21 protein-coding genes are annotated in these 21,363 nt (G+C 71.0%); 13 read left to right on the top strand and 8 right to left on the bottom strand.

Going from position 1 to position 21,363, the window contains the following annotated elements; all coding sequences use genetic code 11:
* From JYK02_RS32885 to JYK02_RS32865, 5 genes are all read left to right on the top strand, one after another.
* Positions 1 to 758, top strand: a 758-nt coding sequence (locus tag JYK02_RS32885; protein ID WP_207056840.1) for a porin, incomplete at its 5' end; no start/stop codon positions are given.
* A gap of 16 nt (positions 759 to 774) precedes the next feature.
* Entirely contained in the window at positions 775 to 1,530 is a 756-nt protein-coding gene (locus tag JYK02_RS32880) for a cache domain-containing protein (protein WP_207056839.1), read from the top strand.
* On the top strand, positions 1,527 to 3,620 hold the full coding sequence (locus JYK02_RS32875; RefSeq protein ID WP_207056838.1) for an MFS transporter: 2,094 nt from the start codon (positions 1,527 to 1,529) through the stop codon (positions 3,618 to 3,620). Before JYK02_RS32880 ends, JYK02_RS32875 begins: the two co-directional genes overlap by 4 nt.
* Positions 3,617 to 4,681, top strand: a complete 1,065-nt coding sequence (locus JYK02_RS32870) for a hypothetical protein (RefSeq protein ID WP_207056837.1) — start codon at positions 3,617 to 3,619, stop codon at positions 4,679 to 4,681. The genes JYK02_RS32875 and JYK02_RS32870 overlap by 4 nt, the downstream gene beginning before the upstream one ends.
* The gene (locus JYK02_RS32865) at positions 4,678 to 5,658 is read left to right on the top strand and encodes an ABC transporter substrate-binding protein (RefSeq protein ID WP_207056836.1); all 981 of its coding nucleotides are present in this window, start codon (positions 4,678 to 4,680) and stop codon (positions 5,656 to 5,658) included. Before JYK02_RS32870 ends, JYK02_RS32865 begins: the two co-directional genes overlap by 4 nt.
* On the opposite strand, the gene JYK02_RS32860 is transcribed toward JYK02_RS32865, so the two are convergent.
* Positions 5,630 to 6,349: a hypothetical protein gene (locus JYK02_RS32860; RefSeq protein ID WP_207056835.1), complete on the bottom strand. Its 720-nt coding sequence runs from the start codon at positions 6,347 to 6,349 to the stop codon at positions 5,630 to 5,632. The genes JYK02_RS32865 and JYK02_RS32860 overlap by 29 nt on opposite strands.
* A gap of 124 nt (positions 6,350 to 6,473) precedes the next feature.
* Positions 6,474 to 7,724 (bottom strand): hypothetical protein, encoded by a 1,251-nt coding sequence (locus tag JYK02_RS32855; RefSeq protein WP_207056834.1) that lies wholly within the window; start codon positions 7,722 to 7,724, stop codon positions 6,474 to 6,476.
* Between the two features lie 100 nt (positions 7,725 to 7,824).
* On the opposite strand from JYK02_RS32855, the gene JYK02_RS32850 reads away from it, so the two are divergent.
* Positions 7,825 to 8,283: a GNAT family N-acetyltransferase gene (locus JYK02_RS32850; protein ID WP_207056833.1), complete on the top strand. Its 459-nt coding sequence runs from the start codon at positions 7,825 to 7,827 to the stop codon at positions 8,281 to 8,283.
* Between the two features lies 1 nt (position 8,284).
* On the opposite strand, the gene JYK02_RS32845 is transcribed toward JYK02_RS32850, so the two are convergent.
* The 4 genes from JYK02_RS32845 to JYK02_RS32830 all read right to left on the bottom strand — a co-directional run bounded on the left by JYK02_RS32845 (position 8,285) and on the right by JYK02_RS32830 (position 11,901).
* Positions 8,285 to 8,695, bottom strand: coding sequence for a VOC family protein (locus JYK02_RS32845; protein WP_207056832.1), 411 nt, complete (start codon positions 8,693 to 8,695; stop codon positions 8,285 to 8,287).
* A gap of 123 nt (positions 8,696 to 8,818) precedes the next feature.
* The gene (locus tag JYK02_RS32840) at positions 8,819 to 10,189 is read right to left on the bottom strand and encodes an FAD-binding oxidoreductase (protein ID WP_207056831.1); all 1,371 of its coding nucleotides are present in this window, start codon (positions 10,187 to 10,189) and stop codon (positions 8,819 to 8,821) included.
* A gap of 46 nt (positions 10,190 to 10,235) precedes the next feature.
* Positions 10,236 to 11,009, bottom strand: coding sequence for a dienelactone hydrolase family protein (locus JYK02_RS32835; RefSeq protein ID WP_207056830.1), 774 nt, complete (start codon positions 11,007 to 11,009; stop codon positions 10,236 to 10,238).
* Positions 11,010 to 11,073: 64 nt separating this feature from the next.
* Complete coding sequence (locus JYK02_RS32830) at positions 11,074 to 11,901, bottom strand: helix-turn-helix domain-containing protein (RefSeq protein ID WP_207056829.1); 828 nt, start codon at positions 11,899 to 11,901, stop codon at positions 11,074 to 11,076.
* Between the two features lie 82 nt (positions 11,902 to 11,983).
* On the opposite strand from JYK02_RS32830, the gene JYK02_RS32825 reads away from it, so the two are divergent.
* Together JYK02_RS32825 and JYK02_RS32820 are read left to right on the top strand one after the other, a co-directional pair.
* Entirely contained in the window at positions 11,984 to 13,438 is a 1,455-nt protein-coding gene (locus JYK02_RS32825; protein WP_207056828.1) for an RluA family pseudouridine synthase, read from the top strand.
* A gap of 115 nt (positions 13,439 to 13,553) precedes the next feature.
* On the top strand, positions 13,554 to 14,093 hold the full coding sequence (locus JYK02_RS32820; protein ID WP_207056827.1) for a hypothetical protein: 540 nt from the start codon (positions 13,554 to 13,556) through the stop codon (positions 14,091 to 14,093).
* A 2-nt stretch (positions 14,094 to 14,095) separates the two neighbouring features.
* Here JYK02_RS32820 and JYK02_RS32815 read toward each other — a convergent pair whose 3' ends face one another.
* A complete protein-coding gene (locus JYK02_RS32815; protein WP_207056826.1) occupies positions 14,096 to 14,512 on the bottom strand; it encodes an EamA family transporter in 417 nt (138 codons plus the stop codon).
* A gap of 266 nt (positions 14,513 to 14,778) precedes the next feature.
* On the opposite strand from JYK02_RS32815, the gene JYK02_RS32810 reads away from it, so the two are divergent.
* Positions 14,779 to 15,363: a DUF2716 domain-containing protein gene (locus tag JYK02_RS32810; protein WP_207056825.1), complete on the top strand. Its 585-nt coding sequence runs from the start codon at positions 14,779 to 14,781 to the stop codon at positions 15,361 to 15,363.
* Between the two features lie 16 nt (positions 15,364 to 15,379).
* Here JYK02_RS32810 and JYK02_RS32805 read toward each other — a convergent pair whose 3' ends face one another.
* Entirely contained in the window at positions 15,380 to 15,574 is a 195-nt protein-coding gene (locus JYK02_RS32805) for a hypothetical protein (protein ID WP_207056824.1), read from the bottom strand.
* A gap of 110 nt (positions 15,575 to 15,684) precedes the next feature.
* Here JYK02_RS32805 and JYK02_RS32800 point away from each other — a divergent pair, with 110 nt between their 5' ends.
* From JYK02_RS32800 to JYK02_RS32785, 4 genes are all read left to right on the top strand, one after another.
* Positions 15,685 to 16,299, top strand: a complete 615-nt coding sequence (locus JYK02_RS32800) for a hypothetical protein (protein WP_207056823.1) — start codon at positions 15,685 to 15,687, stop codon at positions 16,297 to 16,299.
* A gap of 74 nt (positions 16,300 to 16,373) precedes the next feature.
* A complete protein-coding gene (locus JYK02_RS32795; RefSeq protein ID WP_207056822.1) occupies positions 16,374 to 16,886 on the top strand; it encodes an FHA domain-containing protein in 513 nt (170 codons plus the stop codon).
* A 71-nt stretch (positions 16,887 to 16,957) separates the two neighbouring features.
* The gene (locus JYK02_RS32790; RefSeq protein WP_043323281.1) at positions 16,958 to 18,235 is read left to right on the top strand and encodes a Stp1/IreP family PP2C-type Ser/Thr phosphatase; all 1,278 of its coding nucleotides are present in this window, start codon (positions 16,958 to 16,960) and stop codon (positions 18,233 to 18,235) included.
* Between the two features lie 111 nt (positions 18,236 to 18,346).
* Positions 18,347 to 21,328: a carboxypeptidase regulatory-like domain-containing protein gene (locus JYK02_RS32785; RefSeq protein WP_207056821.1), complete on the top strand. Its 2,982-nt coding sequence runs from the start codon at positions 18,347 to 18,349 to the stop codon at positions 21,326 to 21,328.
* The last annotated feature ends 35 nt before the right edge of the window (positions 21,329 to 21,363 follow it).

The raw sequence follows: 21,363 nt of genomic DNA, 5'->3' as shown, positions 1-21,363 counted from the left end.
ATCAGCGCGTGGAGTACTGGGTGGGGCTCTTCAACGAGGCCAGCGCCAAGGCACGCGACGAGGACCGCGGGAAGATGCTCGCCGGCCGCCTCTCCGTGTCACCGCTGGACGGCGTCTCCGTCGCGGTGAGCGCCACGCACGCGCTGGGGAACAACCTGCCCGAGGAGCCCCGGGGCAAGCTGGCCACCGGCTACGCCTTCCTCGCGGGCCCTCAATACAAGGTCACGTACGCCACCGGCGCTTCAGGCCTGTTCGTGGCCCCCGCCGACTGGCGGCTGGGCGCCGACGCCGTCTCCTTCCAGGGCCCCACCTCGCTGAAGGTGGAGTACGCGCGCTTCCACGCCTCCCAGCGTGACGGCTGGCTCCAGGCCTCGGACGTGGGCAACGACGCGCGGCGCGTCCACCTGCCGGGGCTGCGTGCCCAGGCCGTGTACGCGTCCGGGACGTGGGTGCTGACCGGGGAGAAGCGGGTGGAGCGCGGCGTGGAGCCCTCTCATCCCTTCGACCCCGGCGACGGCAAATACGGAGCGGGCGCGTGGGAGGTGGCGCTGCGCTACGGGTTCGCGCAGCTGAAGTTCGACGGCCTGCCGGGACACGACGGCCCCTCCGAGGAGCGCATCCAGGAGCTGACCGCGGGCCTCAACTGGTACCTCAACACGTCCACCCGCTGGACGTTCAACGCCAGCCGGTACCGGTTCTCGCAGGGGCAGCCGTCCTTCGACGAGTTCCTCATGCGCATCCAGTGGTCCTTCTTCTGAAGGCGAGGGCGGGGCCATGAGTCTGTTCTTCAAGCTGGGGGCCGCGACCGCTGCCATCCTGTGCTTCTCCATCGCGCTGATCGTCCTGCTCAACTACGCCAAGTTCGAGACGACGCTCGGCGAGCTGCAGCGCTCGCGGCTGCGGGTGCTCGCGCTGGACGCGAAGGCCTCCACGGAGGCGGCCATCGACCTGGGCCTGGCCCTGCCCGCAGCGCGGGACGCTCAGCAGATCGTCACCCGGGTCTCCGACATGGATCCGGACATCCGCGGCGTCGTCATCCTCGACCGCCGGGGCACCGTGCTGTTCCAGAGCGGGCTGCACGCCACCACCCATCTTCCCGGCTCCGCCCGCGAGCGCGCGGTCTGGTTCGAGGAGGCCGCCGCTTCACGCGACGGCACCTGGAACCGCACGGACAGCACGGCGCTGCTGGTGGGGGCGCCCATCCTCAACCCCTTCAGCCAGCCCGTGGGGTTCGTGCTCATCGCCTATGACCGCCGGGCGCTGGACGCGCGGGCGAGCGCCTTCCTCCACACCTTCGCCCGGCAGGCGCTGTGGCCGCTGGGCTGCGGCTTCACGCTGGTCTGCGCCCTGATGTGGGGCCTGCTCAAGCCCATGGGCCAGCGGTTCCAGGCCATGGAGAAGACCTTCCGCGGCATGGAGGGCCCGGAGCACACGGCCCCGGCCGATGAAGAACTGCGCGCGTTCGATGCGCGCTACCGGGACGCCTCCCAGGCACTGACCCGCGCGGAGAAGTCCCTGGAGGGCACATGAGTCCGGCCAGTGACGGAGGACTGTCCCGGGGCCGCATCTGGCAGGTGAGCCTGTCGTCCACGCTGCTCATCGTCGCGACGCTGGTGGCCGCGTCCCTGCAAGCCTCGCATCTCTTCGAGGAGTCGCTGCGCCCGGACCTGCGCGCCAAGGCGGAGACGCTGGCGGAGACGGTGGCGCTCCAGTTCCGGCGTGCCGCGGACCTGGGCATCCCGGTGACGCGGCTGGGCGCGGCGGACGCGTACCTGGACGACGCGGCCGCGGGCCACGAGGAGCTCCGCTACATCGGCTTCGCCTCCTCGGAGGGCCGCATGCTGTACGCGTCGCGGGAGCTGAAGACGCGGCCCGAGTCCTTCTTCGACCGGATGAAGGAGGCCCACACGCACGAGGAGTCGCGCGGGCTGGCGCGCCTGGAGGGCGCGATGGACCTGGCCTATCCCGTCGAGTCGCGAGGGCGCGTCATCGGCCGGCTCCACCTGGGCATCGACGCGGGCTACGTCGAGCAGCGGCTCCAGGAGATCCACACCGACATCCTCATCACCCTGTTCGTCACGGCGCTGGTCACCATCGAGGTGCTGATGGCGCTGATGGGGCTGCTCGTCATCCGGCCGCTGCGGCTGCTGCACCGGCTGCTGGCGCTCGGGAGCGCGGGGGACTTCACCCGGCTGGCCCGGCTGCGGCTGCACGACGAGGCCACCCGGGCGCTGGCCGCCGCGGCCAGGCTGGTGCGCGGCCTCAACGTCCGCCACGCCGCGCTGACCGAGCGTGTCGCGCAGGCACGGCGGAAGGGAAAGCCCGGCGAGGCGGTGGAGCAGGCCCTGGCGGCGCTGGGGGAGAAGTTCCGGTTCGGCGACCCGAAGTCCCCCGCGGCGCTGGAGGAACCGGAAACCGGCGACCTGCGGCTTCCGCTGTTCATCTACCTCTTCGGCTCGGAGCTCTCGCGCTCGTTCTGGCCGCTCTACGTCAAGCAGCTCTACCAGCCCGGTCCCTTCTTCTCCGAGAGCTTCATCGTGGCGCTGCCCATGTCGCTGTGGGTCACCGCGATGGTGCTGTGCACGCCGCTGGGCGGGCGCCTCTTGAACACCCGGGGCAGCCGCGTGGCGCTGCTGGCGGGCATGGTGCCCAGCGCGCTCGGCCTCGCGCTGACGGGCCAGTCGTCCAGCCTGACCGAGCTGTTCCTGTGGCGCATCGTCACCGCGGGCGGCTACGGCATCGTGACGGCGACGGCGCTGCTGCACGTGGCGCGCACGTCGAGGCAGAGCCACGGCGCGCGGAGCATGGGCGTGTTCGTGGGCGCGTCGACGGCCGCCAGCGTGTGCGGCACCGCCATCGGCGGCATCCTCGCGGACCGCATCGGCTACGGCGCGACCTTCGGCGTCGCCGCGGCGCTGGTGTGTCTGTCCATGGTGCTGGTGGGGCTCCTGACGCCGGACTCGGGGCCTCGCGAGGCGGCCGAGCACCGGCCGGTGGCGGCCTACCTGGGCATCCTCAAGCGCGGCCGGGTGCTGCTGTTCATCCTGCTGGCGGCCATGCCGGTGCGCCTGGTGCTGACGGGCTTCCTCTTCTTCCTGACGCCGCTGCGCCTGCACGAGCTGGGCTTCAGCGAGGCCGCCATCGGCCGGCTGATGATGGGCTCCTTCATCTCCACGGTGTTCGCCACGCCGGTGGTGTCGCTACTGGCGGACCGCTTCGGCTGGCACCGGGGGATGATGCTGGCGGGCGGCGCGTCCTCCGGATTGGGCGTGCTGCTGTTCGCGTCGGCCGGAGGCCCCTGGCCGCTGCTCGCCTCCGTGCTGCTGGTGGGGCTGGGACAGGCGCTCGCGGCCACGCCGCTGCTGGCCAGCGTGCCGCCGCTCTTCGCGGAGGAGTGCGCCGGGTTTGGCCTGGACGCGCTCCTGTCCGTGTTCCGGATCATCGAACGGGTCGGCAGCCTCGCCGGCCCGCTGCTCGCCGCCGCGCTGCTGAGCGCCAGCGGCTTCGTGCGGTGTGCCCACGCCATCGGCACCGGGATGCTCGTGCTCACCGCGGGGCTCGCCGCCTACCTCTTCGTCCGCTCGCTTCCCCCATCCACCCCCACCCCGAAAGCCCCATGACCCAGAAGCCAATCTCAAGAGACCTGCTGAAGCTGACCCCCTTGCAGCGCGAGCGCCTGGACGTGCTGTTCCTGGCGCAGTACGCGCCGGAGCCCGGTGCGCCGTGGCCCGGCCTGCACCCGGAGCATGGCGTGCTCCCGCGCTACAACCACGAGCTGTTCCACGTGCTGGCGGACCTGGGGCTGCGGTGCTCGCCCTGCCGCGCGCTGGAGGACCTGGTCCACCTGCGCAGCGAGCCCAACTACGTCTTCACGCTGCTCAACCGCGCGCCGTTCCGCAGCTCGGAGGTCTTCACGTCGGCGTTCTGCGAGTGGCTGGAGGTGCCTTACCTCGGCGCGCCGCCCAACATCCGCGCGCTGGCGGAGGACAAGCACCTCACCAAGCTGACGGCGCGGGCCCTGGGCATCCCGACGGCCCCGTGGATCATCTGCCCGGCCGAGGGACCGCTGCCCTCCGCGCCGGACTTCCCCGGCCCCTGGTTCGTGAAGCCGCGCTTCGGCGCCGCGTCCGTGGGCATCACCGAGGACAGCATCCAGGAGACGGAGGCCGGGCTGCACGCGCGCCTGCGCTACTTCCAGGAGCTGGGCCAGGCCTGCATCGTGGAGGCCCTCATCCCCGGTCTGGACCTCACGGTGCCGGTGCTCGGCGGGCCGGAGCCCCGGGTGCTGGGCGTCGCGGAGGAGAAGTCCGCGCTGCCGCACGGCATCGTCACCCACCGGCAGAAGCGGCTGCTGGACGGAGGCCGTGAGCGCAAGCTCGTGCCGCCGGGACCGCTGGCGGAGCAGCTGCGAGGGCATGCGCTGAAGCTGTGCGCCGCGGTGATGGAGTTCGACTACCTGCGCGTCGACTTCCGCCTGCACCGCGACACCGGCGAGGTGTTCCTGCTGGAGTTCAACATCGGCTGCAACCTGGGCAGCCACGCGGCCATCATGTTCACCGCGCGGCAGGCGGGCTTCACCCAGGCGGACGTCATCGAGCACATCGTCCGTCACAGCCTGGACCGGCAGCGCGGGCTGTGGAGCGCCGCGTCCGAGCGGACCGCGCGGGAGTCTGGACGATGAGCCGTCCGGCGCTCCTCGCGGCGCTGGTGGTGCTGGCGGCGGCCTCCGCCTCCGCCGCGCCGTACCGCGTCTTCATGGTGCTGCACCGCTCCGGCGCGGAGACGGACCAGGGCTTCAAGGACTACCTGCACAGCGCCGGGCTGGAGGTGGCCTTCACGGTCCGCAACATCGAGGGAGACGCCAGCAAGCTGCCCGCCATCGTCCAGGAGATCCGCACGAAGCGCCCGGACCTCGTCTATGCGCAGAGCACGCTGGTGACGCAGGGGCTGGTGGGCCAGCTGGGAGAGACGGACGCGCCCCCGCGCATCACCGACATCCCGGTCGTCTTCGCGATGGTGTCGGATCCGGTCAGCGCCGGCCTGGTGGAGCGGCTGGAGAGCTCCGGGCGCAACCTGACGGGCGCCATCCACGTGGCCTCGCTGCCAGTCCAGCTCAAGGCCATGCAGTCCTTCATGCCGCTGAAGCGGCTGGGCATCGCGTACAACCCGGCCGAGCTGTCCCAGCGCACCATGTTCGACCGGCTGTCGCAGCTCACCGCCCAGGCCGGCATCGAGCTGGTGGCCGTGGATCCGCTGGGCCCGGATGGAAAGCCGGACGCGGCGAGGCTGCCCACGATGATGCAGCGGCTGGCGGCCCGGCGGCCGGACCTGGTGTACCTGCCGCCGGTGAACTTCTTCGCGCCGCACAGCGAGCTCTTGATGAGCGAAGCGCTGCGGCTCGGACTGCCGACCTTCTGCGCCATCGAGGTGCAGCTGGAAGCGGGCGGCATGATGGGGCTGGTGGCGCCCTTCTACAACGTGGGAGGACTCGCGGGCTTCAAGGCCGCGCAGATCCTCCGGGACCGCCGGCCGCCCTCGGAGATTCCCATTGAAGCGCTGTCGCGCTTCTCCTTCGAGGTGAACATGCCGGCGGCGCACGCGCTGGGGCTGTACCCGCCCATGCACATCCTCAGGTACGCGAGGATGCGGGAGCGGTAGGGCGGGGGCACTCCATCGCCTCGACGTGGAGCAGCTCCCGCATCAGGTCGAGCACCAGCTGCTGGGCTAGGTCCTGACCGAGGGCATGGGAGAAGCGCACCGCCAGACGCCAGGCCTCCTGGCGGTGCGCGAGCGTCGCGGGCGCCAGCGCGAGCGCGGTCAACTGCTGGCGCAGGGCCTCCAGCGGCCAGGCCACCCGTGAGCCAAAGGCGTTCCGGCACAGCAACTGCCCGGCCAGCTCCTTCAATTGATCCACGTCCTCCGTCGCCCGCTCCAGCGCGGTCACCTCCGCTTCGGTGAGGTGGACCTCCAGCCCCGCCGTCAGCAGCACGGCCTCCAGCACCCGCGCGTGCAGGAGGGAGGTGGGCTCCGCCGCCAGCACCAGCGGAGAGATGCCGTCCGCGAGGCCCCGGCGCATGTCGCGCGTCTGGGTGGCCGTCAGCCCCAGCTCGCGGGCGAGCTGCGCCAGCGGCAGCTCCGCGACGCCAGGGTGTCCGGAGTCCTCGGTCGCGGTCCGCAGCGCCACCCCGAAGGCCAGCACGCGGTTGGGGCCCTCCGGCAGCCGCTCCCGCAGCGACGCGAAGAGGGCGTCGCCTTCCAGCGGGCCCTGTCCGCGCGGGGCCCGTGTCAGGCGCTCCGCGAGCAGTGCGACGTCGAACAGCGCGGAGTCCCGCGCTTCACAAGCCTTCAAGATGTGCGTTCGGATCATGCCGCGAGGACGGCGCGGGAACCGCGGCTGTGATTCCCCTGAAAATAAAAGAGGCCCCACGAGCGGCGTGCCCGTGAGGCCTTCCAGAGTCACCGGCGCCAGGCCGCTACTTGAGGGTCCGGTTGACGCGCTTCACCTCGCTGTCGTGGACCGTCACGGCGTCGAGGATGAGGTTGGCGTAGCCCAGGGCCGCGGTGGCCGGCGTCTTGTTCACGCCGCGCGGACCGTTGAGGTAGAGGTCGAGCGCCGCCACGCTGGCGGTCCAGTCCGCGTTTACCTGGGCCGGGGCCTTCTTCAGGCACTGGAGCCCGGCGTCGATGATGGACTTGCAGTAGGCCTGCCACTGCGCGTTGCACGCCTGCCACGCCTTGTGCTGCGTGGTGGTGGGATTGGCGGGCGGGTACAGGGGGCTCCAGGACTCGCCGCGGCCCAGGTGCGTCGAGGACGCCGCGTGGCCGGTGGCCTCCATGAAGATGCTGCACGGGAAGCAGGAGGCCAGCTTCGTGGTCTGCTTGCCCACCGCGATCTCATACGGCGTGCCCGGGTTGTAGGGCGTCTTCTTGTTCGGGCTGGTGTCGTTGGCCAGCTGGTGGACGTGCACGTCGTAGATGGCCTGGATCATCCCGTGCGTGTACGCGCAGATGTCGCGGTTGCGCTGGGGCGTCGGGCCCTCGAAGTGCATGCCCCACTGCTTGAGGCCCTGCTTCTTCTCGTCCGGGTCCACGTGGTCCTGCATGTCCGTGGTGAGGATCATCCCCCAGGTCTTGTCCGGCGGCGCCTCCGGCGGATGCCACCGCCGCCCGTACGCGTCGTCGAAAGGCACGGTGTGCTGGAAGGTGCTCATCAGCCCGGTCTGCCCATCCGTCCGGCCGTCGATGAAGCCCGTGTACGCGCCGCGTCCCTGGTAGCCCAGCTGGCCCGCGGTGGCCGGGTTGGTGGCCAGCTCGAACAGCCGGGCGGCGAGTCCCTCCGGCAGCGGCGGGTTGTAGCGGTAGGCGTCCGCGGGGTTCTTGTCGCCGGTGCCTCCGGAGATGCGGCCGCCCGTCGTCCAGATGGGCGTCGTGCCCAGCTCCACCTTCTGCTCGGGCTTGAGCCCCGTGGCGTGCAGCAGTTGGTTGAGCTTCTCGATGGTGGAGATGTGGAGCGCGACGTTCTCCGTCTGCTCGCGCAGCTCCTTCTCGTTCAGCTTCTGGGCGTCCTGCACCTCGAAGTCGATGCGCGCGTGCCGCTTGTTCACGTCGGCGTTCGTCAGGCGGCTCCACGCCCACCCGAGGATCGCCGCCGTCATGATGACGTCCGAGTCCCTCTCGCACCGCGTGTCCGGGCTCAGGATGCCCTGCTGCTTCACCAGGCTCATCGAAGACCTCTCCCTCTGGAGCTTTGAGCGCCCGCTCCAACAGGCGTTGGCTCCAGGACGCGGGACGGCCATCGATTGTGAAGACGGCTAGACTCCTCGCATGCCCCCCATCACCTTCCGCATCGCCAAGGCCACGGACCTGCCCGCCATCCTCACGCTGCTCGCGGACGACGCCATCGCGCAGTCACGCACCGGCTACACGGAGGAGGTCGTCCCCGCCGTGCGCGCCGCGTTCGATGAAATCCACGCGGACCCGAACAACGAGCTCATCGTGGGCGAACAGGAGGGGCAGATCATCGCCACGCTTCAGCTCACGTACATCCCGGGCCTGAGCCGGGGCGGGATGCGGCGGGCGCTGGTGGAGGCGGTGCGCGTGCGCGCGGACCTGCGAGGGCAGCGCATCGGTGAGGCGCTGATGGTGGACGCGATGGAGCGCGCCCGGGCCCGGGGCTGCGGCTTGATGCAGCTCACGACGGACAAGCGCCGCCACGAGGCCCACCGCTTCTACGCGCGGCTGGGCTTCGTGGCGAGCCACGAGGGCATGAAGCGCCCCCTCTGAATCACTGCTGCGGCTGGGCGGCGGCCGGGTCCATCCAGAACGGCTCCCACTGGTGGCCGTCCAGGTCGGAGAAGCTGCGCTGGTACATGAAGCCCATGTCCGTCTTGTCCTTGGTCTCCTTCGCGCCCGCCGCCAGCGCCTTCTCCATCAGCGCGTCCACGGCGGCGCGGTTCTCCTGGGACAGGGCGATGAGGACCTCGGTCGTCTTCGTGGCGTCCGCGACCTCCTTCTGGGTGAACGTCTTGAAGAAGGGCTTCACCAGCAGCATCACGTAGATGTCCTCGCTGATGACCATGCAGGTGGCGTTGGCGTCGGTGAACTGGGGGTTGAACGAGTAGCCCAGCTTCGTGAAGAACCCGACCGCGCGGTCCAGCGATTCGACGGGGAGGTTGACGAAGATCTTGGTGCCCATGGTGTGTCTCCAGACGGAAGGAAAGGGATGAGGTGAACGTCGCCTTCATCCACGCGACGAACGCGCCTCCGCCGGATCGACACCGGATTTATTTTTCCGAGCAGCCCCGCCAAACCTCTGGAATCACAGCAGCTTGCCGGGGTTGAGCAGGCCCAGCGGGTCGAGTGCACTCTTGATTGCCTGGTGCAGGCGCAGCGTCTCCGGGCCCAGCTGCGCGCCCAGGAAGCCGCGCTTGAGGGACCCCACGCCGTGCTCGCCGGTGATGGTGCCGCCCAGGGCCAGCGCCGCGCGCAGGATGTCGTCGAACGCCTCCTTCGCTCGTGCCAGGGCCGCCGCGTCCTTCCGGTCGAACACGACGGTGGGGTGCATGTTCCCATCGCCCGCGTGCCCGAACGTCCCGATGAGCACCCCGTGCCGCTCCGCGATGCGCTCCACCTCCGCGAGCAGCTCCGGGATGCGCACGACGGGCACGCCCACGTCGTCCAGCAGCGTGGCGCCGCGCTGCTCCAGCGCGGGAAATGCGAAGCGCCGGGCGCCCATGAGCAGCTCGCCTTCGACCTCGTCGGCGGTGCTCATCACGGTGGTCGCGCCGGCCCGCTCGCAGGACGCGACCATCAGCGCCAGCTCCTCTTCGCCCTGCGGGCCCCCGGCGTCGGAGCGCGCCAGGAGCAGGGCCGCGGCTTCGACGTCCAGGCCCATGGGCTTCCAGGCCTCCACGGCGCGCACGGTGGTGCGGTCCATCAGCTCCAGCAGGGAAGGGCGCGTGCGCTCCATGATGTCGCAGACGGCCGTGCCCGCGCTCACGAGCGTCGGGAACGCGGCCACCAGCGTCGTCGCCTTCGATGGCCGGGGCCGCAGCCGCAGCGTGGCCTCGGTGAGGACGGCCAGCGTGCCCTCGGAACCGACGAAGAGGCGCGTCAGGTCGTAGCCCGCCACGTTCTTCACCGTCCGTCCGCCGGTGCGCACCACGGTGCCGTCCGCGAGCACCGCCTCCAGGCCCAGCACCGCGTCGCCCGTCACGCCGTACTTCACGCAGCACAGGCCCCCCGCGTTGGTCGCCAGGTTGCCGCCGATGGAGGAGAACTCCCAGCTCGCGGGATCCGGCGCGTACCAGAGCCCCTGTTCCGCGGCGGCGGCCTTCACCGCGCCGTTGAGCGCGCCGGGCTGCACGACCGCCAGCATGCCGCGACGGTCCACCTCCAGGATGCGGTTCATGCGCATGAGCGACAGGACGATGCAGCCGTCGCTCGCGTTCGCGCCGCCCGACAGGCCGGAGCCCGCCCCGCGAGGCACCACTGGCACACGCAGTGCCGTGGCCACGCGCAGCACGGCCTGGACCTCGGCGGTGGACGCGGGCCGCACGAGCACCCTGGGCATGCCCGAGGGCGCCCACTCCGCCTGGTCGTTGCGGTGCGCCGCGAGCACGTCCGGATCCGCGGTGACCGCCTCCGCCGGCAACACCTCCGCCAGCGCCCGCTCCACGTCGACCGTCATGAAGGCCTCCCAGGCTCCGGAGCATGAACGCCGGGCAGGCCACCCGTCATCCGTGCCCCGGCTCCGAACCTCCAGCTTGCCCTCTGGAAGGGGCCGCTTCATCCAGGACCTGCGCCAGGAACGTTCGCAAGGCGGCGTCCGCGCGGCCGGCCGCGACCGGGTGGTGCTGGATGCCCACTTCGGGACGGTTGGCGCCGGGAAAGGTGAAGGCGTGCATCGCGTGGCCGTAGGCCTGGAGCTGCCAGTCCGCGCCCGCGTCCGTCAGCTCCCGAGCGATGGCCAGCACCGCGTCGGGCTTCGCGGTCGGATCCTCCCAGCCATGCAGCAGCAGGATGCTCGCGGAGATGGGCGGCTGGGGGCCCAGGCGTGGCGCGTGGAGCATTCCATGGACGCTCACGGCGCCGCGCAGGCCCTCCGGAGCCGCGCGAGCCAGGTCGAGTGCACAGAGGCCTCCGAAGCAATAGCCCAGCACCGCGATGCGCGTGGGGTCCACACGCGGATGGCGCCTCGCCGCCTCCAGTGCCGCGCACATGCGACGGCGCAGCAGCGCCCGGTCCTCCAGGAAGGGGCCCATGAGGTGGGAGTTGTCTCCCGTCACGTCGCCACGGACTCCCTTCCCATACACATCCAGGGCGAAGCCCACGTAACCCTGGGCCGCGAACCGTTCAGCCATCGCGCGGATGATGGCGTTCTGCCCATCCCAGGCATGGGCAATCAGCACGCAGGGGCGCGGGCCGTCGTGGGTGGACTCATGGGCGACGTACCCTTCACAGAGGGTCTCACCGTCGGCGTAGTCATGGGTTCCGGTATGGAGGGGCATGGTGGCCCCACGCTGCCCCCACCACGGCCGGGCCGTCTTGAACGAATGCGACATGCGCGAGGCTTCACAGGAAGTGCGCGAGCGCCGCGGCCGGAGAGCCCTCCCGGCTGGGATTGAAGTAGTCCGCCATCATCGAGCGTGTCGCCCGGTCGAGCCGTCCAGGCGTCAGCCCCAGGTAGCGGCGCCACGTCCGGATGCGATGCGCCTGGTCGCTGAAGCCTTGAAGCGGATCCCCCTGACCCGTCTGCGCCGCGAGCAGACTCGAATGGATCCGCTCCAGGGCCAACAACTGACGGGGCGAGTGCCCGACGTGCTCCTGGAAGCCGCGCTCCAACTGGCGCGTCGACACGTCCACCGCCCGCGCCGCGGCGTCCACGCGCGACGTGCGGCGCAGCACCTCCCAGGCCCGCGCGAGCCGTTCGGTTTCAGGGAGGGGCTTCGTCATGGACAGCCTCTGGAGCAGCCACGCATCCAGGCGAGGGGTGACCTGGTGGGGCTCCCACGCGGCCGACAGGTCCTCCAGGAGCCGCCGGGTCTGCCCATCGCCCAGCACCGCGCCCAGCTCCAGCAGGTCGTCACCCGTCGACCGCCCGCTCGCGGGAAAGAGTCGCGCGAGGCCAGCGGGCTTCAGCATGACCATCACGAAGGCGCAGCCCTCGCCAGAGCGCCAGACGCGGCGACGGGACTGGACTCCCAGGAGCGAGGCGCGTGGGGCACCCGCAGCGAAGTCGCTCGAGCACGGCCGGCCGAAGTTGAGGGTCAGCACCGCCGCCGGAGACGGTGAGGTCTGGATGGGCCGTCCCGAGTACGCGCCCTTCAGGTCCTGGATGAACCAGTACCCGAGCACGAAGGGCGACAGCGGCGCGGCGGGAGCTTGCTTGAGGAAGTGCACGGGCGGTCTGGAGCCTCCACCAGCCAGCGGCATGGAGGGAAGCCGCCCCTCACCGGAGGATTCAGGGGATGATGGGGCCCGGATGAAGACCCGAACAGACGAGGCGGAGCTCATCCGGACCCTGATGTTCCTCGAGGGGGCACGGCCCGAGGACCTGCCCACGCGGCTGGCGAACCCCTTCCAGGCACCGGCTCCCGGCCCCTGGGGGCTGCGCGCAGCGGAAGCCCTCCAGCAACGGCTGCGGCAGGACGCCACCTGCCGTGAAGCCCTGTGGCGGACCGGCGGCGGCAAGATGTTCGGCGTGCTGGTGGTCGCGGCACCGGGCGGACGGGTGGGGTTCCTGAGCGCGTTCTCCGGGATGCTGAACGGCGCGTGGAACGTGGAGGGCTTCGTGCCGCCGCTGTTCGATCCCCTGGACCGCGACGCGTTCTGGCCCGCGGGCGAGGCGGAGTTGGCCACACTGGAGCAACGGCATGCGGAGCTGACCCGGGAAGCCGCTGCACTGCGCGCGCAGGGCCTCGTTCATCCGCTCCGGGACGCGGAAGCGCGCCTGACAGAAGTGGAGCACGTGCGCGCGGAACGTTCGCGGGCCCTGTGGCGGCAGGTGACGCAGGGATATGTCATTCCCAATGCACGCGGCGAAACCCAGACATTGGCCGCGCTGTTCGCGCCCAAGCCGCCTCCCGGAGGCGCGGGTGACTGCGCGGCGCCCAAGCTGCTGGCGTATGCCTTTCGCCAGGGGCTCACGCCGCTCGTGCTCGCGGAGTTCTGGTGGGGAGCGCCGCCGCTGGATGGCCGCCGCGAGTCCGGTGCGTACTACCCGGCCTGTGACAACAAATGCGGCACGGTGCTGCCGTTCATGCTGCAAGGCCTGTCGGTGGACCTGCCTTCTCCCACCATGACAGTCGCCCAGGGGCCTCACGTCCTCCATGAGGACCCATGGCTCCTCGTGGTCGACAAGCCCGTGGGACTGCCCACGCTCCCCGGACGCCATGCGCCCACGCGCGACTCACTGCTCGTCCGGCTCCAGGCCCGGTTCCCGGAGCTGACCTCCGCCAGCTTCCTCCACGAACTGGAGCCCGAGTCCTCTGGTCTCCTGATCATCGCGCGGGACGCGGAGACGCGCGCCTCCCTCCAGCGTCAGTTCTCCCGCCGCGAGGCGGAGCACCGGCACGTCGCGTGGCTCGACGGCTCCGTGGAAGGCGAGGCCGGCACCATCGAGCTGCCCCTGCGCGGAGCGGCCCACGCGTCACTGGAGGACTGCGTGGACGCGCGCCACGGCAAGCGGACCCGGAGCGCCTGGAGGGTGCTCCAGCGCGAAGGCTCCCGGACCCGGGTGGAGTTCGTGCCCACGACCCAACTTCCCCACGCGTTGCGTATCCATGCAGCGCATCCGCTGGGGCTGGGACTTCCCATCCTCGGGGACGCGCGCTTGGGACGAGAGGACGCGCGGCTGATGCTCCATGCCGATGCGGTGGCCTTCGTGCATCCGCGCTCGGGCGAGCGTCTGGAGTTCACGTCGCCCGCGCCGTTCTGAAAGCCAGACCCGGTGGATTGTTTGATCAATCCACGGGCCCTCGGAGACCAAGGGAACAGGGAAGGGCGGGAAGGCCCTTCGTTGAACGACAACCCCCACCTTGGAGAGGAACCCCATGACCCACGCACTCAAGAGCCACCGCCCCACGTCCATCCTCGCGGGCCTGCTGCTCGCCGCGACGGCGTTGACCGGCTGCGGACAGGACGACATCAACCGCAAGTACCAGGGGACGTACAACCTGGACCTCCAGCTCGACACCGGCGCGAAGCAGTCGGAAGGAGACCTGGACGTGGGCTTCAACGTCTACGGCAACGGCGACGCGCTCATCACGATGAACAAGCTCCAGTGCTCCCTCGCCGCCATCTACGTCGGTGACATCAGCGAGCCCGGCACGGAAGGCGGGAAGGTGCAGTACGAGGACCTGCGCGACGTGCGTCCGGATCAGATCCGCGTGTGCCCGGTGCCCTCGGAGTTCGGAGAGAACCTCTGGCTGGACTTCCGCCTGGGCAAGGGCCGCATCCAGAACAGCCAGCTCACCATCGACTACTCGGGGACGGTGGTGCGGGGCACGTACGAGGAGGTCAACGCCGGCCAGGGCACCCGCGTGGGCTCCTTCGGCTACGCGTACCTGGGCAACGAGGTGGAACTGCCGTAGGCCTATTCGAGGGTCAAGAGCGTGCCCGCGACGATGAGGGCCACGCCCAATCCCAGCCGCCAGGACAGGGGCTCCTTGAGGATGAGCACCGCGAACGTCACCGTGAGCGCCAGGCTGAGCTTGTCGATGGGCGCCACGCGTGACGCCGGGCCCAATTGCAGGGCCCGGAAGTAGGCCAGCCACGAGAGGCCCGTCGCCACGCCCGACAGCGCCAGGAACAGCAATGTCTTGCGGCTGAGCGAGGGCAGCGCGTGCTGCTCACCGCGAGCCAGCGCGATGCTCCACGCGAAGACGAGCACCACCACGGTGCGCAATGCCGTCGCGAGCGTGGAGGGCACTCCCTCCACGCCCACCTTCGCCAGCACCGCGGTCAGCGCCGCGAACACCGCGGACAGCAGGGCATACATCCACCAGGTCATCACGGCACTCCCGCGGCGAGGTCGAGAACGGCCCACCGTCTCTGCCTCGCCGCGAGCCCCCGCGCAATCACGCCGTCCGCCGCGTGACACGGGCTGCGGTCCTCAAAGACTCACATCCGTGGCCCTCTTCGCGGGGACGTCGGATGACAGACATGGACCCCTCCCGGCAGGTGCTTGCGCGATTCCTGCGTTGCGCGCATACCCTGGCTTTCGCGGAACGGGGGGACAAGGCCATGCTCGAGCTCAAAGCAGAACCCGAAGCCTGGATGCCTTTGTCCTCCGATGCGGAGCACCACGCGTTGGACCACGCATGGCCGTCCGCCGAGCAGGGCAATGTGCGCTTCGTCGTCGACGACGCCTTCTTCCGCCTGGAGCACGACGCCCGGCTGGAGCTCTACCGCGACCTGTCCGAGCGGATGCTCGCCGTGTTCCGCGAGCTGACCCCGCCCGGCGGTTGGCTCTACGCGTTGGATCCGCGGCACCCGTGCTACCGCTTCTACCCGCACGTGCGCTTCGAGACCGGCGCGACGCTCCAGGAGATGACCGGGCTCTACACGCGCGAGCACATGGAGCAGGTGGAGCGCGGCATCCACCCGCCGTCGTTCGAGCCGCGCTGGGCCATGGACGTCCACCCGGCGGGGGACCCCGAACACCTCTTCGCGCCGCCGGACTTCCACTTCGTCTTCGCGGCGCGCTACCGCGTGGGCAACTTCGACGGGCTGGAGGCGCCGGGCCGTGGCCCCATCGAAACGGAGACCTACGAGCTGCTGGGACACCGCCTCATCGCCGCCGTGGACGCCAACCCGCCGGCGCTCTTCCAGCGCGCGCGCAGGCTCGGGCCCGACGAATGAGGTGAAGCGGAATGCGTCAGGCCGGGCGGGACACGGCGCGCGGACGGGGCGCACCCTCGTAGTACAGGCTGGCCTGCCCCTGGCCGTAGACCACGAGCACCCGGTCGTTCTCCTCCAGGAGCCCCGACGTCTTCTGCGTGACCTTGCGGACCAGCGTGTCGAGCTGCGCCGGACCCTGCTTGCTGCTGGCCCGGACCGTGACGACTGGCATTCGGTGTTCCGCTCCTGGTGACCTCCCGCGACGGGCAGGAGGGCGTTGCGTGTCATAGCCAACGAATCACTTCGTTGACAAGTGCGCGCTGCCACGGTGGATAGGGCCCCATGCTCCACCTCGCTCGCGCATTGCTGGTCATTTCACTTGCCGTCGTCTCCACCTCCGCCGCAGCGCAGTCGCGCGGGGCGGATGACCTGCGGGGCCACGTGTCGCGCACGCCCGCCTGGCTGCCCCGGGGCGTCTTCCTGGGCACGCAGCTCAACAACGGCGCGGTCGTCCCCAACGTGCGCGTGCAGTGGGAGCTCACGCTCTTCCAGGACCGCAAGGACGCGTGGATCGCCATCCTGGAGGGTGGGGTGGGATGGGCGGCGTCGCTGCCCGACACGGCGCTGGAGAACTTCTACCTGCCGGTGTCCTCCTACTACGAGCACACCGTGCAGGTGGGCTTCGGCTACCGCAACCACCTGCCGGGCAAGGCCCACTGGGGCTTCCAGGTGACGGGCGGCCCCACCTTCTATGGCGCCCACTTCACCACCCAGCCCCCGGACCGCCGCACCGCGGGCACCGTCCAGGGCCGCTTCCAGATTGGCTACCAGCTGGAGCGCGACGTGGGCCTGGGCGTGGCCCTGGGCTACTCGGAGCCCTTCGGCCTGAAGAACCGCAGCTTCGCACGCGACTTCGTGGGTGGCGTGAACATCGGATTTTTCGCGGATTGGCGGTAGGGGCGCGGTACACTCCATGAGCGAGAGCGGCCCCGCCTGCCGGTGCGGGCAGGGCGCCGCGTCCCCCGTCCCCCATGGTCGAGCTGCTCAGTGCCCACGTCGCGCGCTACCTGCGCAACCGCGAGGAGTTCGAACGGGGCCTCCCCGCCGCGATCCTCCTCTTCACGCCTCCCCTGGGCGGAGTGCAGCCTTCCGACCTGGAGGAGTACCCGCTGCGCACCGTGACGAACGCGGGCCCGCCCACGCTCGGCCAGGACGAACCCGTCGTCTTCCCGGTGCTCAAGTGCCAGGGCAACGCCTTCGGCCGGGGCATCACCGTGGGGCGCACCGGCAACAACGACGTCGTCCTGGATGACGGCAGTGTGTCCCGCTTTCACGCGTGGTTTTCGCGGGACTCCGGGGATACCGGTTTCATGCTGACGGATGCGGGCTCGAAGAACGGCTCGTACGTGGCGGGCGGCCGGCTGTTGGCTCGCAAACCCATGCCGGTGGAGGACGGGATGCGGCTTCGCTTCGGGCAGGTGGAGGTCAGCTTCTATACGGCGGGCGGCTTCTCGCGCCTGCTGTCGGTGCGCCTGCAGCCCTGAAGCCTTGCCACGTCTTCGGCGGCCTGCGTAACGTGCGGAGTCACCCTTCAGGCACGGATGGAGCGTTCGCGGTGGCCTTGACCACAGAAGCCTTCGGGCTGACCGATGTCGGCCGGAAACGGCAACACAACGAAGACGCGATGATGGTGGACGCGTCGCTCGGCCTGTTCATGGTCGCCGATGGCATGGGCGGACACGCCGCGGGTGAAGTCGCCAGCGCGCGGGCCACGGAGGTCGTCAAGCAGCACATCGCGGCCAACCGGCACCTGCTCAAGGACCTGGCGCAGAACCCCACCGCCGACAGCCGCTCCGCCGCCGCCGCGCTGGTGGAGGTGGCCGTGCAGCGCGCGTGCGCGGACATCTACCGCACGGCGATGACGGACGCCTCCAAGCGCGGCATGGGCACCACGTTCGTGTGCCTGGCCGTGGGCGGCAACAAGGGCGTCATCGGCCACGTGGGCGACAGCCGCGTGTACCTGGTGCGGCACGGGCAGTGCCACCGGCTCACCGAGGACCACACGCTGGTCGCAGCCCAGCTCAAGGCCGGCACCATCACGAAGGAGCAGGCCGCCACCTCGCAGTACCGCAACGTCATCACCCGCGCGGTGGGCATCCAGGAGTCCGTCCAGGTCGACACGCTCATCGTGGACCTGATGCCCGGCGACGTTTTCCTCCTCTGTTCGGACGGCCTGCACGGCTACATCGAGGACGAAGAAATCCTGCCCCTGGTCGCGGGGCTACAGCCCGGGGACCTGCCGCGCAAGCTCGTGGAGATGGCCAACGAGCGCGGCGGCAAGGACAACATCACCGCCGTGGTGGTGAAGGTGGCCGGCGACAGCGCGGCGCTCGCCAGCGAGGAGACGAGCGAGGCGCAGTCGCGCATGGAGGCGCTGCGCAAGATTCCGCTCTTCCGCCACCTCACCTACAAGGAACAGACGGCGGTGCTGTCCATCGCCACCACGCGCACCTACCCGGCGGGTCGGGAGATCGTGGTGGAGGGGCAGCCGGGCGAGGAGCTCTTCGTCGTCATCCGGGGCCGGGTGGCCATCGAGAAGAACGGCGTGGAGATCGCGGAGCTGCGCTCGGGCGGGCACTTCGGCGAGATGGGCCTCATCGACAACGCGCCCCGCTCGGCCACCGTGCGCGCCACGGAGCCCACGCGCACCATGGTCATCGCCCGCTCGGATTTGATGGGCCTGATGAAGCGCGAGGCCATCCTGGCGGTGAAGATGCTCTGGAGCTTCGTGCAGGTGCTGAGCGACCGGCTGCGCGCCACCAACTCGGAGCTGAGCGAGGCCCGCCAGGAGCTGGCGGTGGCCCAGGCCATCCAGCCGTTCGCGGAAGACTGATCCGGCGGCTCCACCGTCCCCCGGGACGTCCTCAACAGGACGCTCTGGAATTTCCCGGGGGAAACCGTCGTTGGGGGGCCGGCCGGCGAGTAAGGTCCCGGCCGCGTACACATGCGCAAATGGGTCTTCATCGCGGTGGCCGCCGTGCTGGCGCTCGCCGCCGCCATCGTGCTGGGGCCCCGGTGGGGCGCTCCCGCCGCGCGTCCCGTCTCGCCCGTCTCCGCCAGCTCCATCCGCCAGGGGATGCCTGCCTTCAACGCGGTGGCGGTGTCCTCCGGCGCGCAGGAGGGGCTGACGCTCACCGGGCGCGTGCTGGACGGCAACGGCCGGCCGGTGCCGGACGCGGAGGTGTCGCTCGCGGCGTCGGCGGAGCGGACGTTGGCGGACGTGCGGTGCGACGAGTGCGGCCTGGCGCTCCTGGCCTGCACCGCGCATGAGACGGCGCTGCACACGCGGGCCTTCTTCGAACAGCAGCAGGGCTTCCTCACGGCGCGCGCCACGGTGCGCACGGACGCGGAAGGGAAGTTCCGCTTCGAGCACCTGGCGGGCGTGTCCTTCACCGTCTGGGCGCGCTCGGCGGGCCTGGGCGTGGCGCTCAAGGACCGGGCCGCGCCGGGAGAGCCGGTGGAGCTGTACCTGCCGCCCCTGCGCAGCATCACCGGCACGGTGGTGGATGACTCCGGCCAGGCGAGGCCCGGGGCGCGCGTGCGCGCGGTGTCGCGCAAGGTGCCGCTGCCCTTCGAGGCCGTGGCGGGCGCGGGCGGGGCCTTCACGCTGTCCGGCCTGGGCGAGGGGCCCTTCTACGTGCTCGCGGACGCGGAGGGCTTCCAGCCCGCGGTGGCGCAGCAGGTGGAGGCGGACTCGCAGCCCCTGCGCCTGAAGCTGACGCCGTCGCGCACGCTGGAGGTGCGCGTGACGCGCGACGGTGCTCCCGCGGCGGCGACGGTGCGGCTCAGGGGTGACCACCTGACGCGCGAGGAGCACACGGAGGCGCAGGGCGGGCCGGTGCGCTTCAACGGCCTGTACCCGGACGAGGTGGTGGTGACGGCGGAGGCGCCGGGCTTCGGCTCCACGCCCCAGACGCTCACGCTGTCGCAGCGGGTGACGCAGGTGACGCTGGTGCTGGAGGCGGCAGGGCGGCTGCTCGTCACGGTGGTGGACGAGGACGGCCAGCCGGTGCCCAACCCGCAGCTGCTCTTGCGCACGGTGGCGGGCGACCTCATCCGCCGCGACGCGGTGCCCACCGGAGCGCTGGCGGAGCTGGGGCCGCTGGCCCCGGGCGAGTACGTGCTGGAGGGGCAGGCGGAGGGCTTCACCGCGGCGCAGCTGCCCGCGCGCGTGTCGCAGGGCGAGACGCCGCTGGAGCTGGAGCTGGCGAAGGCCACGGTCATCAGCGGGCAGGTCATCGACGAGTACGGCCGGCCCGCGTCGGGCGTGTCCGTCCTGGTGCAGCCCACCGGCGAGGTGGTGAACGCGGGCGAGGACGGCCACTTCACGGCGCAGGTGCCCATGCCCGGGCTCTACACGCTGCACGCGCACCACTCCGAGTGGGGCGGTGGCAGCGTGCAGGCGACAGCGCCCGCGACGGACGTGACGCTGTCGCTGGAGGCGAAGGCGGGCGCGGACGTGACGGTGTCCAGCGGCGGCCGGCGGGTGGAGGGCGCGGACGTGGTGATGTGGGCGGATCCGGAGAACATCTTCCGCAGCGACCGTCCCTCCGGGCCGGACGGCGTGGTGCCCATGCGCGGGCTGCCGCCGGGCACGTACCAGTTGATGGCGTCGCATCCGGAGTACCTGCAGTCCGGGCCCAAGTCGGTGACGGTGCAGGACGGCACGAAGCAGCAGGTGGCGGTGGAGCTGGAGCCCGGCGCGCAGCTCACCGGCGACGTGGTGGACGAGGACGGCCAGCCGGTGGTGGGCGCGGCGATGAGCGTGGCGCCGCGCGTGGCGGAGCCCACGCAGTCGGACTCCAGCGGCCACTTCGAGTTCCGCGCGCTGCGGCCGGACCGCACGTACATGGTGGAGGCGCGCCACTCGGGCTACGAGGCGATGGAGCGCCCGCAGGCCAAGCCGGGCGGGCCGCCGGTCCAGGTGAAGATGCGCAAGCGCTCGACGTTCCGGGGGCGCGTGGTGGACGACTCCGGCCAGCCGGTGCGCCGCTTCCGGGTGGACGAGCACGACGTGAACAGCCCGGATGGCCGCTTCGAGCTGCCGCTGTCCACGGCGGGCGACCGGCTCATCGTCGCGGTGGACGCGGCGGGGTACGAGCCCCAGGTGGTGGACCGCCCGGGGTCTCCGCCGGACATGGGCGACATCGTGCTGGTGAAGGCGCCGTCGGTGTCCGGCCGCGTGAAGGACGCGTCCGGCGGCCCGGTGCCGGACGCGGTGGTGACGTGCGACGTGTGCGACGGGTCGGTGCTGTCGGGGCCGGACGGCACCTTCACGCTGGCGAGTCCTCCCTTCGTGCCGCGCTTCACGGTGTCCGCGCGCAAGGGCAAGGTGAGCGGCACGCAGGAGGTGCCGCGCGGGAGCACGGCGCCGGTGGAGCTGACCCTCAAGCCCGCGACGCGCCTGACGGGCCGGGTGTACCTGGCGAACGGCCAGCCCGCGGCGGGCGCGCAGGTGGAGGGGCTCAACGCGGACCGCAGCGAGACGGTATCGCTCATCACCGGCGCGGATGGCCGCTACAGCGCGGACCTGTCACCGGGCAGCTACCGCTTCGTGGTGGGGCCGCGCGGAGGCATGGGCGAGCCGGCGGTGGTGGTGCAGGTGGCGGGCGCGGACATGACGTTGGACCTGGGGCCGGTGCCGGGCACGGGCTCCGTCACGGTGCTGCTCCAGCCGGAGCGGGGCAAGGCACTGTGGGTGGTGCCGGGAGAGGTGGGCGCGGTGGGCAATCCGCCCACGGAGCTGTTGCGCTCGCGCTATGCGCAGCTCGTGTACCAGCCCATGTCGGAGCGGGTGGTGGTGCAGGGCCTGCGGCCGGGCCGCTACACGCTGGTGTGGGGCTACTTCCACGCGGAGATGCCGGGGACGGGCCCGGTGGTGCGCGCCGTGGACGTTCCCTCCCAGGGTGAGGTGTCCCTGCGGTAGTCGTGTTGCGACCGGGCGTGCTGGCGCGTAATGAA

It is taken from the genome of Corallococcus macrosporus (assembly GCF_017302985.1).
GTDB lineage: Bacteria > Myxococcota > Myxococcia > Myxococcales > Myxococcaceae > Corallococcus > Corallococcus macrosporus_A.
The sequence above is the reverse complement of the archived record's forward strand: the minus strand, read 5'-3'. Positions and strand labels throughout refer to the sequence as shown.